Annotated in this window: 16 protein-coding genes; 11 read left to right on the top strand and 5 right to left on the bottom strand. The window is 73.0% G+C overall.

Annotated features, from left to right (window positions below):
* Positions 1–21 precede the first annotated feature (21 nt).
* Positions 22–606, top strand: a complete 585-nt coding sequence (locus tag HTZ77_RS19335) for a hypothetical protein (protein WP_175591017.1) — start codon at positions 22–24, stop codon at positions 604–606.
* A 10-nt stretch (positions 607–616) separates the two neighbouring features.
* On the opposite strand, the gene HTZ77_RS19330 is transcribed toward HTZ77_RS19335, so the two are convergent.
* Positions 617–1,246: a GAP family protein gene (locus tag HTZ77_RS19330; protein ID WP_175591016.1), complete on the bottom strand. Its 630-nt coding sequence runs from the start codon at positions 1,244–1,246 to the stop codon at positions 617–619.
* A 93-nt stretch (positions 1,247–1,339) separates the two neighbouring features.
* On the opposite strand from HTZ77_RS19330, the gene HTZ77_RS19325 reads away from it, so the two are divergent.
* The 4 genes from HTZ77_RS19325 to HTZ77_RS19310 all read left to right on the top strand — a co-directional run bounded on the left by HTZ77_RS19325 (position 1,340) and on the right by HTZ77_RS19310 (position 6,155).
* Complete coding sequence (locus tag HTZ77_RS19325; RefSeq protein ID WP_175591015.1) at positions 1,340–2,131, top strand: alpha/beta fold hydrolase; 792 nt, start codon at positions 1,340–1,342, stop codon at positions 2,129–2,131.
* A gap of 19 nt (positions 2,132–2,150) precedes the next feature.
* Positions 2,151–3,320, top strand: a complete 1,170-nt coding sequence (locus HTZ77_RS19320; RefSeq protein ID WP_175591014.1) for a PP2C family protein-serine/threonine phosphatase — start codon at positions 2,151–2,153, stop codon at positions 3,318–3,320.
* Between the two features lie 88 nt (positions 3,321–3,408).
* Positions 3,409–4,173, top strand: a complete 765-nt coding sequence (locus tag HTZ77_RS19315; RefSeq protein WP_175591013.1) for an ABC transporter ATP-binding protein — start codon at positions 3,409–3,411, stop codon at positions 4,171–4,173.
* Positions 4,170–6,155: an ABC transporter permease gene (locus tag HTZ77_RS19310; protein ID WP_175591012.1), complete on the top strand. Its 1,986-nt coding sequence runs from the start codon at positions 4,170–4,172 to the stop codon at positions 6,153–6,155. The genes HTZ77_RS19315 and HTZ77_RS19310 overlap by 4 nt, the downstream gene beginning before the upstream one ends.
* A 9-nt stretch (positions 6,156–6,164) precedes the next feature.
* Here the strand turns inward: HTZ77_RS19310 and HTZ77_RS19305 are convergent, their stop codons facing one another.
* Both HTZ77_RS19305 and HTZ77_RS19300 read right to left on the bottom strand, forming a co-directional pair.
* Positions 6,165–6,830: a response regulator transcription factor gene (locus HTZ77_RS19305; RefSeq protein WP_328808654.1), complete on the bottom strand. Its 666-nt coding sequence runs from the start codon at positions 6,828–6,830 to the stop codon at positions 6,165–6,167.
* A complete protein-coding gene (locus tag HTZ77_RS19300; RefSeq protein ID WP_175591011.1) occupies positions 6,818–8,116 on the bottom strand; it encodes a sensor histidine kinase in 1,299 nt (432 codons plus the stop codon). The genes HTZ77_RS19305 and HTZ77_RS19300 overlap by 13 nt, the downstream gene beginning before the upstream one ends.
* A 101-nt stretch (positions 8,117–8,217) precedes the next feature.
* On the opposite strand from HTZ77_RS19300, the gene HTZ77_RS19295 reads away from it, so the two are divergent.
* Positions 8,218–8,742: an AAA family ATPase gene (locus tag HTZ77_RS19295; RefSeq protein ID WP_175591010.1), complete on the top strand. Its 525-nt coding sequence runs from the start codon at positions 8,218–8,220 to the stop codon at positions 8,740–8,742.
* A gap of 21 nt (positions 8,743–8,763) precedes the next feature.
* Here HTZ77_RS19295 and HTZ77_RS19290 read toward each other — a convergent pair whose 3' ends face one another.
* A complete protein-coding gene (locus HTZ77_RS19290; RefSeq protein ID WP_175591009.1) occupies positions 8,764–9,261 on the bottom strand; it encodes an Lrp/AsnC family transcriptional regulator in 498 nt (165 codons plus the stop codon).
* Positions 9,262–9,374: 113 nt separating this feature from the next.
* Between HTZ77_RS19290 and HTZ77_RS19285 the strand changes: the two genes are divergently transcribed.
* From HTZ77_RS19285 to HTZ77_RS19275, 3 genes are all read left to right on the top strand, one after another.
* The gene (locus HTZ77_RS19285; protein ID WP_175591008.1) at positions 9,375–9,833 is read left to right on the top strand and encodes a DUF2000 domain-containing protein; all 459 of its coding nucleotides are present in this window, start codon (positions 9,375–9,377) and stop codon (positions 9,831–9,833) included.
* A 176-nt stretch (positions 9,834–10,009) separates the two neighbouring features.
* Positions 10,010–10,735, top strand: coding sequence for a glycosyltransferase family 2 protein (locus HTZ77_RS19280; protein ID WP_175591007.1), 726 nt, complete (start codon positions 10,010–10,012; stop codon positions 10,733–10,735).
* Between the two features lie 65 nt (positions 10,736–10,800).
* Entirely contained in the window at positions 10,801–11,772 is a 972-nt protein-coding gene (locus tag HTZ77_RS19275) for a ketopantoate reductase family protein (protein WP_175591006.1), read from the top strand.
* Here HTZ77_RS19275 and HTZ77_RS19270 read toward each other — a convergent pair.
* Positions 11,738–12,265, bottom strand: a complete 528-nt coding sequence (locus tag HTZ77_RS19270) for a DUF6886 family protein (protein ID WP_175591005.1) — start codon at positions 12,263–12,265, stop codon at positions 11,738–11,740. The two genes, HTZ77_RS19275 and HTZ77_RS19270, sit on opposite strands and share 35 nt — an antisense overlap.
* Positions 12,266–12,370: 105 nt before the next feature.
* Between HTZ77_RS19270 and HTZ77_RS19265 the strand changes: the two genes are divergently transcribed.
* Complete coding sequence (locus HTZ77_RS19265) at positions 12,371–12,994, top strand: hypothetical protein (RefSeq protein WP_175591004.1); 624 nt, start codon at positions 12,371–12,373, stop codon at positions 12,992–12,994.
* 161 nt (positions 12,995–13,155) lie between these two features.
* The gene (locus HTZ77_RS19260; RefSeq protein WP_175591003.1) at positions 13,156–15,057 is read left to right on the top strand and encodes a sensor histidine kinase; all 1,902 of its coding nucleotides are present in this window, start codon (positions 13,156–13,158) and stop codon (positions 15,055–15,057) included.
* Positions 15,058–15,077 lie beyond the last annotated feature (20 nt).

Genomic DNA, 15,077 nt, shown 5'->3' with positions numbered 1-15,077 from the left:
GGGATGCGTAGCTTGCTCGGCATGAGAAAGCGCTTCGCCGTCCTTGCCCTGATATCGGCCACTTCGATGCTCGCCACGGCCCCGGCCTACGCCGACTCGGCCGCCCAGCAGACCAGGACCCTGTCCTTCCGGGGGATGACCCTGAAGATCCCCGCCGACTGGAAGGTGCACCGCAGGGGCGACACGGTCGTCGTGGTGACCGGGTTGCTGTGCAGGAAGCCGGAGGCGTTCGCCCCGGACTGCGAGAGCTTCTGGATCTTCGGCCCGAAGGCGTACGCGAACGTCCCCGTCGGCGGCGGTTCCATCACCTACACCGGCAAGTCCCAGTTCCACCCCTTCAGCGGCGTGATCCCCTGCCCGTACAACTCGCGGCTGAGCTGGATGCACGGCGAGAAGGCGTCCTACCGGGGCCTGCGCCAGGTGGGTCCCGGCCACAAGGCGCAGTACACCGTCTGGCCGAACACGTGCGTGACGAACGACACCGGGCGGGTCACGTCCAAGTGGGACCAGCGCGAGTGGTTCCTGCCGAAGTCCAGGATCCTGGTGGTGGACGCCTGGAACACGTACGGGCTGCCGAGCGTGCTCAAGCGGGCCACCTGGAGCTGACGCGCGGGGCTCACGCGAGGATGAGCACGACGAAGATCAGGCAGGCCAGGATGTTGATGAGCCAGCCGTGCGTGTTCGCCCACGTCCGTACCTGGGGCATGACCTTCTTCGCCCGCCGGTGGAAGATCAGCAGCGCCAGGAGGGGCAGCGCGGCGATCAGCACCGTGGCCGCGAGGAACGGCACGGCCGCCCCCAGGCTCTCGTGGGACTGCGCCAGCCGGGCGCCCACGGTGGCCATCACCATGAGGTCCGAGGGCATCAGCAGGATCAGCAGGAATCCGGTCGTGAACGCCTTGCCCGGCCCGGCCTCCATGAGCGCGCCCAGCCATTTCGGCGGCTCGGCGCCCGCCCGGGTCACGTAGTTCTTGACCGCGAGGGCGACCAGCAGGAGGACCAGCGCGATCTGGATGATCGTGCCCAGCGCCCCGTGGTCGGAGGGGTGTCCGAGCCGTCCGCCACCGCCGAGCAGCAGGAACACGCCGCGCAGGATCGCCACGCCGATCGTCGCGGCGAGGGCCACTCCCGCGAGGAACGCCAGCGACGCCCGCACGGGTCGCTCGGTGGTCGCCAGGATGATGGCCGACATGATCTGAGGCCCCATCATCATCGTGACGGCGAGCGGGAGAATCGCGAGATCCACGTCGTGGAGATGCCCATCGGGCGCGTCCCGATCGCGCCCTTTGCCATCACCTGACGAGTTTTGAGCGATTTTGATGGCCTATGCTCGGGAATCATGAGCGTGCTGGTACGCAACCACGTCAAGGTCTCGGGCCGCCCCGACGGCAAGCCGCTGGTGTTCGCCCACGGCTTCGGCTGCGACCAGAACATGTGGCGCCTCGTCGCTCCCGCCTTCGAGGACGCGTACAAGGTCGTGCTCTTCGACTACGTCGGCGCCGGACGCTCCGACCTGTCGGCCTACAGCCCGGAGCGTTACTCCAGCCTCCACGGCTACGCGCAGGACGTCCTCGACATCTGCCACGAGCTGGACCTGACCGAGGTGAGCTTCGTGGGCCACTCCGTGAGCTCCCTCATCGGCGTGCTGGCCGCCAACGCCGAGCCGGACCGCTTCGCCGACCTCGTGCTCGTCGGCCCCTCGCCCCGCTACATCGACGACGACGGCTACGTCGGCGGCTTCAGCGCCCAGGACATCGAGGAGCTGCTGGAGTCGCTCGACAGCAACTACCTCGGCTGGTCCAGCCAGATGGCGCCGGTCATCATGGGCAACCCGGAGCGGCCGGAGCTCGGCGAGGAGCTCGCCAACAGCTTCTGCCGCACCGACCCGGACATCGCCCAGCGCTTCGCCCGGGTGACGTTCCTGTCGGACAACCGCGCCGACCTGGACAAGTGCCGCACGCGCGCGCTCGTCCTGCAGTGCGCGAACGACGTGATCGCCCCCGAGGCCGTCGGCCGGTACGTTCACGCGGCCCTCCCCGGCAGCGAGCTGGTGCTGATGCGCGCCACCGGCCACTGCCCGAACCTCAGCGCCCCCGAGGAGACGATCGCGGCGATCAAGGCGTTCCTGTGACGCGGGCGCCGGGGCCTCCGTGGACCTGACGAGCGGCTTCGAGGAGCTGTTCGAGGACGCGCCGTGCGGCTTCCTCGTGACGGACGCCGACGGCGCCATCCGCCGGGCCAACCGGACCTTCCTCGCCATGACCGGGCACCGCGCCGAGGACCTGGCCGGCCGGGCCCGTGTCCAGGACCTGCTGCCCGTGGGCGACCGGATCTTCTACGAGACGCACTTCGCCCCGCTGCTCGCCCTCCAGTCCTCCGCCCGCGAGATCGCCGTCGACTTCCGCCGCGCGGCCGGCGACCGGCTGCCCGTCCTGCTCAACGCCGTCATGAAGGGCGATCCCGGCGGCCCGCGGGAGATCTGGATCTGCGTCTTCGCCGCCACCGACAGGCGCAGCTACGAGCGGGAGCTGCTGCTCGCCCGGCAACGGGCCGAGCACTCGGAGAAGGAGGCCCGTGAGCTCGCGGGCATCCTGCAGGCCAGCTTCATACCGCCCAGCCTGCCCCGCGTCGACGGCCTCGACCTGGCGGGCGTCTACCGGCCCGCCGGCCTCGGCGACGAGGTGGGCGGCGACTTCTACGACATGTACGAGACCCGCGACGGCTGGGCCCTGGTCATCGGGGACGTGTCGGGCAAGGGCGCGGAGGCGGCGGTGGTCACCAGCCTGGCCCGCTACACCCTGCGCGCCGCGCCCGCCCGCGAGCCCACCCCGTCGGCCATCCTGGCGTCGCTGCACCACGCGGTGGTCAGGGAGCGGACCGACCGCTTCGTCACGGTCGCCTACGCCCAGGTGTCGCTCGCGCCCGACGGCGGCTGCCTGCTCACGCTGAGCCTGGGCGGCCACCCGCAGCCGGTCCACCTCACCGGTGCCGGCGCGTCCCAGGTGGGCCGGCCGGGGACGTTGCTCGGCATGCTGCGCCGGCTGCGGCTCAGCGACGTCACCGTGGAGGTGCGTCCCGGCGAGAGCGTCGTGTTCTTCACCGACGGCGTGATCGAGGGCCGGCGCGACAGCGAGCTGTTCGGCGAGGACCGGATGGAGCGGGTGCTGCTGGAGGCCCGGGACGAGAGCGCCGCGACCATCGCGGACCGGCTCCTCCAGGAGGTGTCCGCCTACCAGTCGGGCGTGCTCAGCGACGACGTCGCCATCGTGGTGCTGAAGGTGCCGGCGGCCCCCGTGGGGCCGGATCAGCGCGATCGGTAGTGTGCGCACCACCTCCAAGCCTCTCGTCGCCGCCCGTGTTCTCCGGAGCCGCCCTCGCTTGACTGGCGGCATGAGACTGACTGGCGGCATGAGACGGACAGCGACCCCCTCCGAGCGCACCGCCACCTCGGATGCCGTGCGCCTGATCGGGCTGACCCGCACGTACGGCGGCGCGCCCCACGAGGTGGCCGCGCTGCGCGAGGTCAGCACCACGTTCCCCGCCCGCTCCTTCACCGCGGTCATGGGCCCGTCGGGCTCCGGCAAGTCCACGCTGCTGCAGTGCACGGCGGGGCTGGACCGGCCGACCGGCGGCCGGGTGCTCGTCGGCGGCGTGGATCTGAGCACGCTGAGCGAGCGGCAACGCACCGAGCTGCGCCGCGACCGCCTGGGTTTCGTCTTCCAGTCGTTCAACCTCATCGCCTCGCTCACCGCAGCGCAGAACGTGGCGCTGCCGATCCGGCTGTCGGGCAGGCGCCCGCCCGAGGAGTGGATCCGGGAGGTCCTCACGCTGGTCGGACTGGGCGAGCGCATGCACCACCGTCCCGCCGAGCTGTCGGGCGGCCAGCAGCAGCGCGTGGCGATCGCGCGGGCCGTCGCCGCCCAGCCTGAAGTGATCTTCGCGGACGAGCCGACCGGCGCGCTCGACAGCCGCTCGGGCCGGGAGGTGCTGTCGCTGCTGCGGCGGCTCGTGGACGAGCGCGGCGACACCGTGGTGATGGTGACGCACGACCCGTTCGCCGCCTCGCACGCCGACCGGGTGCTCTTCCTGTCCGACGGCGCGCTGGTGGACGAGCTGCGCTCCCCGGACTCGCGCTCGATCGCCGCGCGCCTGGCCGAACTGGAGACGGCGTGAACGCCGCACCCGCCGTCACGGCCATCCCGGACCTGCCCGTCGAGCGGGGCGTCCGCGGGCGCACCCTGATCGTGGTCGCCTGGCTGACGCTGCGCAGCCGGGTCTCCGGTTTCGCCGGCGCCGTGGTGGCGCTGGTCCTCGGCGTCGCCTTCGCCGGCGCCGCCACCTCGACGCTCGCCTCCGGAGCTGCCTTGCCCCCGCACACTCCGGAGGACGTACGGCGGGCGGTCGCGGAGTCGGGTGCGCTGCTCGTCATGCTGGCCGTGATCGGCGTGTTCGTCACGGTCTTCGTGGTGGCCGGGACGTTCGCGTTCGTCGTCGCCCAGCGCCGCGGGGAGCTGGCCGCCCTGCGCACCATCGGCGCCACCCCCCACCAGGTCAGAGGCATGGTGACGGCCGAGGCGATGCTCGCCGCGGTGGTGGCTTCCACGCTGGGCGTGCTGCTGGCGCCGGTGTTCATGTCGGTGATGGCATGGGTGCTGCGGGGGCGGGGACTGCTGCCGGAGGCGTTCGAGCCGTCCCTGTCCGGCGGGGCGCTGGCGGGCTGCTTCGCGGCGGGCGTGACCGTCGGCCTGGTCGCCACGGTCGCCTCGGCGCGCAGGGCCGCGTCCGTCCGTCCCCTTGAGGCGATGCGCGCTGCCTCGCTGGCCGACCAGCCGATCGGCAGGGGACGCCGGCTGGGCGGCCTGGCGGCGCTGGCCTGCGGCGGCGGCATGCCGGCGCTGGTGCCGATCGCTCCGCCGGACGGCCGGATGCCGCTGACGATGTTCGTGTCGATGCCGCTGGTGCTCGGTTTCGCGCTGCTGTCACCGGCGTTCGCGGCCTGGGCCGGCGCGCTGGTGGCCACACCGCTGGTGCGCTGGACGTCCGCGACGGGCGAGCTGGCCCGCGAGAACGTACGGCTGGCGACCCGCCGCACGGCCGCCACAGCCGCCCCCGTTCTCGTCACGGTGGGGCTGGCCGGATCGCTGCTCGGCGGCACGACGCTGCTCGGCGAGGCGATGGCCGCGGACGCCCGCCAGGCGTGGCGGTCGCACCTGGTGGTGTCCGGACCGGGGGCGGTCGAGGCGGCCGGTTCGCTGCGTGACCTGGCCGGCGTGGCGGCGGCGGTGCCCGTCGTGTCGGCCGACGTGGAGGTGTTCGCCAACCGGACAGTCCGGACGGTGAACGCGATGGGGGTCGATCCGGACGGCGTGTCGCGGGTGATCCACCTCGCGCGGGTGGAGGGCGACCTGGGCGCGCTGCGGTCCGGGGCGGTCGCGGCCGACAGGAGGCAGGCCGCGACGTTCGGGTGGAAGCTGGGCCAGGGGGTGGAGCTGCGGCTGCCCGACGGCAGGCGGACCCGGCCCCGACTGGTGGCGGTGTTCGACGGCTCCCCGCTGGGCGGCGGGGTGCTGGTGTCCCGCGACCTGCTCGCAGGCGGCGCGCGCCGGACCGCGGTCCACGTGACCCTGGAGTCGGGACAGCCGGTGACCCAGGCTCGGATCGACGCCGTCCGGACCGGCATCGGCGAGCGTCACCCCACGCTCCGGGTGGAGGCCACCCAGAAGATCATGGCGGTCATGGCCGGCGCCCGGCAGGAGGGCATGCGCATCGGCACGATCGCCCTGGCCGGGTTCGCCGTGGCGTACACGCTCGTCGCCGTGGCCAACACCTCGGCCCTGTCGTTCGGGGCGCGCGGGGCGGAGTTCGCCCGGCTGCTCTTCCTGGGGGCGCGCGGGGCGCAGGTGCTGCGCATGGCGCTGTGGGAGGCGCTGTGCGTGGCGGCCACCGGCGTCGTGCTCGGCCTGGCGGTGACCGGAGTCTCGGTGCTGGGGCTGCGCGGAGCGCTCGGCGGGCTCGGCCTGGAGGCGCCCGCAGCCTTCCCGTGGAAGGAGGTGGGGCTGGTGGCCGGGGCGTGCGTGCTGGTGGTGCTGGTGTCGGCGCTCGTACCGACGGGGCTGATGCTGCGCCGCGTCACCTCGGTGTCGGAGTCGGCCTGACGTCCGTACCTAGGGGCGTCCCCGCTCGCCGTCGCGCAGGTAGCGGAGCACCGCCGCGACCCGGCGGTGCTCCTCGTCACTGGGTTGGAGCAGCAGCTTGGCGAAGATGTTGCCCACGTGCTTGAGCACCGCCGCCTCACTGACCACGAGCACCCTGGCGATCGCGCCGTTGGACTTGCCTTCGGCCATCAACGCCAGTACGTCTCGTTCGCGCGGGGTGAGGCGATCGAGGCCCTCGCGGTCACGGCGGTCCTCCAGCAGCCTGACCACGACCTCCGGGTCGATGGCGGTGCCGCCGGCGGCCACCCTGCCGACCGCGTCGAGGAAGTCCTCGATCTCGCCGACGCGGTTCTTCAGCAGGTAGCCGACGCCTCGCCCCGAACCGGACTCCAGCAGTTCCAACGCGTAGGACCGCTCGACGTACTGCGACAACACCAGCACCGCCACCTCCGGGTGCTCGGTCCTGATGCGCAGCGCCGCCCGCAGCCCCTCGTCGCGGAAGCCCGGAGGCATCCGCACGTCCACGACGGCGACGTCGGGCAGCCGCGCGTCCACCGCCGTCAGCAGCTCGCCGGCGTCGCCGACCGAGGCGACCACCCGGTGCCCGAACCGCTCCAGGATGTGCCGCAGCCCCTCCCGCAGCAGCACCGAGTCGTCCGCGATCACGACGTCCACGAAACCTCCACGCGTACGGTGGTCCCCTCGCCTTCCGGGCTCGACAGGCTGACCGTGCCGCCGACCGCGGCCACCCGGTCGGCCAGCCCGGTCAGGCCGGTGCCGCCCCCGATGTCGGCCCCGCCCACGCCGTCGTCGCGAACCTGCAGGAAGACCTGGCGGGGCGCGCCGCGCAGCAGCAGCTCCGCGCCGCCCGCACCGCTGTGCTTGGCCAGGTTGGTCAGCGCCTCGCACCCGGCGAAGTAGACGGCGGACTCGACCGGGGCGGGTGGCCGCTCGTCCATGCCCTCCACACGTACGGTCACCGGCACCGGGCACCGCCTGGCCGCCTCGCTCAGCGCCCCGGGCAGCCCGCGGTCGGTGAGGATGGCCGGATGGATGCCGCGTACCAGCGCCTGCAGCTCCACCAGCGTGTCACGGGCCTCGTCATAGGCGCGGTCGACGAGCCGGCCGACCTCCGCCCGCTGCCCCGACAGCTCCATCCGGGCCAGCCCCAACGTCATGATCAGCCCGGTGAGCCGCTGCTGGGTGCCGTCGTGCAGGTCGCGTTCGAGCCGCCGCCGCTCGTCGTCGAACGCGTCCGCGAGTCTGGCCCGCGATCGGTCGACCTCGATCAGCCGCAGCTCCAGCTCCTCGTCCGCCGGCTTGGTCAGCAGCGTGCGGGCCAGCGCCCCCTCGGCCGCGGCCGCCCCCGACAGCAGGTAGGCGGCGACCACGCCGAGCAGCAGCCCTACCGCGGCGGCTCCCCACGCCAGCGCCGGATCGGAGATCACCTTCTGCCAGGACGGGTTCACCGAGGCCGAGCCGGGCAACCAGCCCCACACGGGCGCCAGCAGCGGCCCCCCGACCCCCAGGGCGAGCACCACCACGAACACCGCGTTGAGCGGCCCGAGCAGGCACAGCAACAGGCCGTGCCCGGCCTCCCTCCAGGTCGCGGCCTCCGCCGGCAGCGCCCGGGTGCTCGTCACGGACCGGCCGTGCGGCGAAGGCGCGGGGCGGTCGTGCGGCGAGGGCGCGGGGCGGTCGTCCACCAGCCGCAGCCGGGCCCGTTCGGCCCGGCCGAGCGCCACCGCCCACCGGGGCAGCAGCCTCAGCACGGGCACGCCCACACGGATCGGCCAGGTGAGCCCTCCGGCGACCAGGAGCACGAGCGCGCCCGGCAGCCAGACCGCGATGACCAGGAACCCGCTCACCAGGTACGCGGCCGAGCGCCAGGGCGTGGACGACAGCGGGATCCGCAGGGGCGCCCTGAGCAGGCTCTCCCACGGCCCGCCCTCGATGCCCACGGCCGCCATACTAATGATCGGAATGCGGCTGGTCGCCTGGTGCTCGGCGACGACGTCGCCGGCGTGGTGCCGAAGGTGCCGGCAGGGGAAGGAGCGGGTTCGTGAAGGGCGTCGTACTCGTCACCGGGATCATGGCCGCGGGCAAGTCGACGGTCGCGCAGGCGCTGGCAGAGCGGCTGCCCCGCTCCGTGCACGTCCGCGGCGACCTGTTCCGCCGCATGATCGTCAACGGCCGGGCCGACATGGCGCCCGGCGACGCCGGTGAGGCGACGCGCCAGCTCCGGCTGAGGTACCGGCTCGCGGCCGCGGCGGCCGACCTGTACGCCGGGGAAGGGTTCACGCCGGTCGTGCAGGACGTGGTGCTGGGCGAGGACTTGGCGCTTCTCGTGTCGCTGATCACGGCCCGGCCGCTGCGGGTGGTCGTGCTCGCGCCGGACCCGGCCGCGGTGGTGCGGCGTGAGCGGGAGCGCGCCAAGACCGGCTACGGCGCGTGGACGGTCGCCGACCTTGACGGCGCCCTGCGGAACGAGACGCCGCGGATCGGCCTGTGGCTGGACACCTCCCGACAGAGCCCGGCCGAGACGGTGGAGGAGATCCTGGCCCGCGCGGACGAGGCCCTGGTCTGATCCCTCCTGAGCTCAGGGTGCTCAGCGGGGCTTGCGGCCCGTGCGGGGGCGGCTCGGGCTCTCCGGCTCCAGCACCTCCAGGGACGTCCTGCGGATGTGGTCGTAGACGAGCGAGGTGCGCACGTCGGCGATGTTGCGGTGCCGCGACACGTGGTCGAGGACGAAGTCGCGCAGGTGCCCGGTGTCGCGCACGGCCACCTGGATGATGAAGTCGTCGCCGCCCGACACCACGAAGATCGCGAGCGTCTCGGGCAGCGCCGTGATGTACTCGCGGAACCCCTCGACCGCCTCCCGGATCTTCGGGTGGAGCCGTACGTTGATCAGCGCCTGGACCGGGCGGCCGATCGCGGCCAGGTTGACCTCGGCGTGGAAGCCCTCGATCACCCCGTTGGCGCGCAGCGAGCGCACGCGTTCCAGGCAGGTCGAGGCGGCGATGCCGATGCGCTCGGCCAGCTCGCGGTTGGTCTGGCGGCCGTCGCGCTGGAGCTCGGCGAGGATGGCCGTATCAAGTTCGTCCATGGACGCGCTCCCTGACGAGTTTCCGAACTTCCTTCGGAAAGAGCCTAATCGCTTTGTCGTCTCAGCGGTCATGCTGTGAAACTCCCTCCATAAGTTCGGAGAAGGGAGCCTTCATGACCGCGCTCGCGCACCTCGACCACCGTCCCGACCTGCCCACCAGGGAGCTGCCGGTCAAGTGGGTCATCGTGATGGACCGCGACCTGCCCCGCGGCCTGCAGGCCAACGCGGCGGCGTGCCTGGCCGCGTCCACCAGCCAGGCGGTGCCGTCGATCATGGGCTCGGGGGGCGAGGACGCCTCCGGCGGGGCGCACGCCGGGCTGCCGTGGACCGGCTGCACGGTGCTGGCCGCGCCGTCCGCGATCGTCCGCCGGATCCGGGACGACGCCGCCGGTACGGCCGGCGTGACGACCGCGGACATGGCCGCCATCGCGCAGCGGACCAACGTCTACGACGACTACCTCGCGGAGCTGGCCCGCACCGGGGCGCAGGAGCTGGCCTACCTCGCCGTGAGCATCATCGGGCCGCGCGCGGACGTGGACCGCCTGACCGGCCGGCTGCCGCTGCTCCGCTAGAGGCGCACATTCGGGCGGTGAAGTCAAGGTCGCCTCACCAGGCCCCCGCACATCACCGCCACGAGTGTGTCACCAGGTCACAGGATGATGAACATGCCCTGATGGGGCATGGATTACCATGATCTCTGCAAGGCGAAGTCAAGCGACTTGCATGCGCCGGGTTGCACCGTCTAGGCATGAACAAGGGGCCATTCACCGCCAGCGTCACCGTCGTCGTCCCCGCGATGAACGAGGCCGACAACCTGCCACACGTGTTCGCGACCCTGCCCGCCTGGATCGACGAGGTCGTGCTCGTCGACGGAAACTCCAGCGACGACACCGTCGCCGTGGCCCGCCGGCTGCGCCCCGACCTCCGGGTGGTCGCCCAGACCGGACGGGGCAAGGGAAACGCCCTCATCGAAGGCTTCGCGGCCGCCTCCGGCGACATCATCGTCATGATCGACGCCGACGGCTCGACCGACGGCCGGGAGATCTTCTCGTTCGTCGCCGCCCTGGAGGACGGGGCCGACTTCGCCAAGGGCTCCCGGTACGCCCCGGGCGGCGGCTCCGACGACATCAGCCCGCTGCGCTCGCTCGGCAACCGGGCGCTGACGGGGCTCACCAACTGGCTGTACGGCACCCGCTACACCGACCTGTGCTACGGCTACAACGCCTTCTGGGCGCGGCACCTGGACGCGATGGGCCTCGACTGCGACGGTTTCGAGATCGAGACGCTCATGAACGTCCGCGCGGCCCAGGCCGGCCTGCTCATCGCCGAGGTACCGAGCCACGAGCGCAGCCGCATCCACGGCGAGAGCAACCTGCACGCCGTCCGCGACGGCTGGCGGGTGCTCAGGACGATCGTGCGCGAGCGCTTCCGCGGCGCGGCCATCCCGCGGACCCAGGTCGCCCTCGCCAAGTAGTCCCGAAGGCGCCCCGCGGCGGCCCGGTGGGCGGCCGCGAAGCCGGGAGTGACATCCTCGGAGCCATGCGCTACATCGTGATCGGAGCGGGAGCGGTCGGCGGCACCATCGGGGCCCGTCTCTTCCAGGCGGGGCACGAGGTGCTGCTGATCGCCAGAGGCGCCCACTACGAGGCGCTCAGGACACACGGCCTGCGCCTGCTCACCCCCGAGTCCGACGACACCCTCCCCATCCCTACCGCCGACGGCCCCGTCCCCACGCGCGACGACGACGTGCTGGTCCTCGCCACCAAGTCGCAGGACACCGTCGCCGCGCTCGACCCCTGGCCGCGCCACCTGCCGGTGCTCTGCGCGCAGAACGGCGTCGACAACGAGCGGACCGTGCTGCGAAGGTTCGAGCGGGTCTACGGCATGTGCGTGTGGCTGCCCGCCCTGCACCTCGAACCCGGCACGGTCGCCGCGTACGGCATGCCGCACTCCGGGATGTTCCACGTCGGCCGTTATCCCCAGGGTGTGGACGACCCGGCCCGCCAGATGGTCGCCGACCTGTGCAAGAGCGACTTCGTGGCCCTGGCCCAGCCCGACGTGATGCGCTGGAAGTACGGCAAGCTGCTCGGCAACCTCGGCAACGCCGTCGAGGCCCTGTGCGGCCACGCGCCCGGCGTCGGCACGCTGCACGAGCGGGCCCGGGCGGAGGGCGCCGCGGTGCTGGAGGAGGCGGGCATCCCGTACACCGGCCAGCAGGAGGAGAGCGCGCTGCGCGGCGACCAGGTGGACGTGCGGCCCATCGGCGGCGTCCAGCGCGGCGGCGGCTCGTCCTGGCAGAGCCTCGCGCGCTCCAGCGGCACCATCGAGACCGACTACCTCAACGGTGAGATCGTGCTGCTCGGCCGCGAGCACGGCCTGCCGACCCCGGTCAACGACGTGCTCCAGCGCGAGGCCGGCCGGTCCGCCCGCGAGAAGCTGCCGCCCGGCTCGATGCCGGTCGAGCGCCTGACCGCCCTCATCGACGAGCGTTCCGCAGCCGTATCCCGCTGAACCCGAGCGTGCTGGACGTCACCTCGTCCCAGAACGGCCGGAGCCGGTCGAGCAGTCGGAGCTGGATCCCGGCCCGCTCGTGCAGCTCCAGCAGGTCGCCCACGGGCTCGGCCGGGCCGAGCGGCTCCACCGGCACGCGGGCGACCACCGCGTGGGCGTGCTCGCCGATGGGCTCGAACGGCTCGGCCGGCAGCCGGTACGCGTACAGGCGCACCTCCATGATCGCGCGCAGCCAGCCGTACTCGACGGCGTGGACCCGGTCGCCGCAGCCCGCGCCGATGATCCGCTCGGCGTCGGCGTCGGTGGTGCCGGGGTCGCGCCAGGCCATCGCGCGCGGGCACTGGCGCGGGAACCAGTAGTCGGGGCAGCGCTCGGGCCCCACCGCCCAGACGTACGCCTCGGCCAGCGCGGACGTGGGCGCCACGTGCGGCACGAACCGCTCGATCGTGGGGTCCTCGGAGAAGTGCAGCACCTGGCCGGGATCGGGTCTCATGACCATCATCCTGGCCTGGAACCCCTACGGGATAGGGCCTGCGCCGCATATCGGCCGCGCCTATGGGCAGAGGGGAGTCGCTCAGACGACAAGGGGTGAGTTCGGATGACCTTTCTAGGCCTGGTTCTGGTCCTGCTCGCCGGTGGTGCCGTCGTCCTGGTGGCCACCGAGGAGACGTCCAGGTACATCCTGTTCGGTTACACGTTACAGCTCGATCATGTCCAGATGTTCGCGGCCGGGGCGATCACCGCCGCGGTGCTGTTCCTGGGCCTGTGGATGATGGTGGCGGGCACGCGCATGTCCGCGCGACGCCGCCGGCGGATGCGCGCCGACCGGGCGCAGACCTCCGACCGGGTGGCCCGCCTGGAGGACGAGAAGCGGGAACTGGAGCAGCGGCTCGAACGTGAGCGCGCCGCCGAGCACGCCGCGACCGACCGTGCGGCTGCCCAGCACGCCGTCGCGGACCGTGCCGCCGCCGACCACGTCGCGGCCGAGCGCACCGCCGCCCGCGAGGCCGGCCGCGCCGACGCCCGCGCCGCCGTCCGCGACACCCGCGCGGCGGAGCGGGACGAGGACCGCGACACCGCGCCCTTCCGGCGCGACGGCGCGGACCGGGAGCCGGCGTACACGCCGGGGCGCACGCAGGGCCCGGCCCATGCCCGGGTGCCCGGCGCCCGGGTGCCGGGCGACCGCCTCGTGGCGCGCGGCCCCGAGGACACGCTGCCCTGACCGGCGGCGGTCCGGAGAATCCACACAAGTGAGCCGTGGCGGGCGGCCAGGAGGCGCCCGCCACGGCTCACCGCTGTGCGCGCCCGCTCTCCGCACACCGGAGAAATCCCCCTGAAGGGGTGTACTCTGCGAGGCGATCTCACCATGCCTCCGGAGGTCGCATGCCCCCCACACGTGGCCGTCCCATCGCGCTCAAGCTGCTGGTCCTGCTGCTCGTCCCGCTCACCTCGCTGGTGGGCCTGTGGGCGTTCGCCGCGGCGCTGACCGGCGGCGACGGGCTGCGCCTCCTCCAGGTGAACGAGCTGGTCACCAACCTGTCCGACCCCGCCGAGCAGATCAACGTGCAGCTCCAGAACGAGCGCCTGACCTCGGTGGAGTTTCTGACCAGCAGGCAGGGCCGCCAGCGCCTGACCACGCAGCGCGCCCTCACCGACCGGACCGTGGCCGCCTTCCGGCAGCTCGCAGCCCGCGAGCGCGACCTCTCGCCGCAGATGGCCACCCAGCTCGACGCCCTGTACCGGGAGCTCGACGAGCTTCCCCGGCTGCGCCGCAAGGTGGACGGGGCCGACCCCGCGCCGCTCCAGGTGATCGACGGCTACAGCCGGATCGCGGACGCCACGTTCCGCATGTTCGACGCCATGGTGCTGGTGCCGGAGCAGTCGCTCTACCGGCAGGCCAGGGCCGTGACCATGCTCGGCGAGGCCAAGGACATCCTGTCGCGCGAGCGCGCGGTGATCGCGGTGGTGCTGGCCCGGGGCCGGATCACCAAGGCCGAGCGCGAGGCGTTCATCGGCATGGTCGGCACCCGGCGGCTGCTCTACACGCAGGCGCTCTCCCAGCTCGACGGCCGGCTGCGCGGCCCGTACGAGGAGCTGCTGGCCTCCCCCGCGTACCAGGAGTTCCTGAAGGCCGAGGACGCCGTCAGGGGGCAGGCCGCGATGAACGGGCTGCCCGCCGCGGCTGCCACCTGGCCCGTGGACGGCGACAACCTGTGGGCGGCGACCGAGCGCAACCAGTTCCAGGCCGTGCAGGGCGTCGTCCGCCGGGTCACGCCCGCCGCCGACGGCATCCTCACCAAGATCGGCGTGGCGGGCGGCGCAGGCCTGCTCGCGGTCCTCGCCTCGATCCTGCTGTCGCTGCGCTTCCGCCGCCGCCTCGCCGAGGAGCTGGCCGGCCTGCGCGACGCGGCCACCGAGCTGGCCGAGGTGCGGCTGACCGGGCTGGTCAAGCGGCTGCGCGCCGGCGGCGACGGGCCCACGGACGAGGAGCTCGCGCCCCTGGAGGTCAAGGCCGACACGGCCGAGGTACGCGACATCGTCACGGCGTTCAACAGCGTGCAGCACACCGCCGTCGAGGCGGCCGTGGACCAGGCGCGGCTGCGGCACGGGGTCAGCCAGGTCTTCGTCAACCTGGCCCGGCGCAACCAGACGCTGCTGCACCGCCAGCTCATGCAGCTCGACAGCATGGAGCGCCACACCGAGCAGCCCGAGATGCTGGCCGACCTGTTCAAGCTCGACCACCTCACCACCCGCATGCGCCGGCACGCCGAGAGCCTGATCATCCTGTCGGACCAGGTCCCGGGGCGCGGCTGGCGCAACCCGGTGCCGCTCGTGGACGTGCTGCGGGCCGCCGTGGCCGAGGTCGAGGAGTACCCGCGGGTCGAGGTGCTGCAGCCGCCGCAGGTGTCGGTGCTCGGCGGCGCGGTCACCGACGTCGCCCACCTCGTGGCGGAGCTGGTCGAGAACGCCACGCTGTTCTCGCCGCCCCAGACGCGGGTGGACGTCCGCTCCGCGCTCACGCCCCACGGGGTCACGGTCGAGATCGAGGACCGCGGGCTCGGGCTCGTGCGCACCGAGCTGGACGAGCTGAACGCCCGCCTGGAGGAGGTGCCGGAGTTCGACCTGGCGCAGAGCGACCGGCTCGGGCTGTTCGTGGTCAGCCGGCTGGCGGCCCGGCACGGCATCCGGGTCAGGCTCGGGCCGTCGCCGTACGGGGGGCTGACCGCGATGGTCGCGCTGCCCGCGTCGCTGCTGTCCGACCAGCCGGCCATGGCCGGACGCTGAGAGCCGGACGCATCAGAGCC

The sequence above is a fragment of the Nonomuraea montanisoli genome (assembly GCF_013363975.1).
Lineage (GTDB): Bacteria > Actinomycetota > Actinomycetes > Streptosporangiales > Streptosporangiaceae > Nonomuraea > Nonomuraea montanisoli.
The sequence above is the reverse complement of the archived record's forward strand: the minus strand, read 5'-3'. Positions and strand labels throughout refer to the sequence as shown.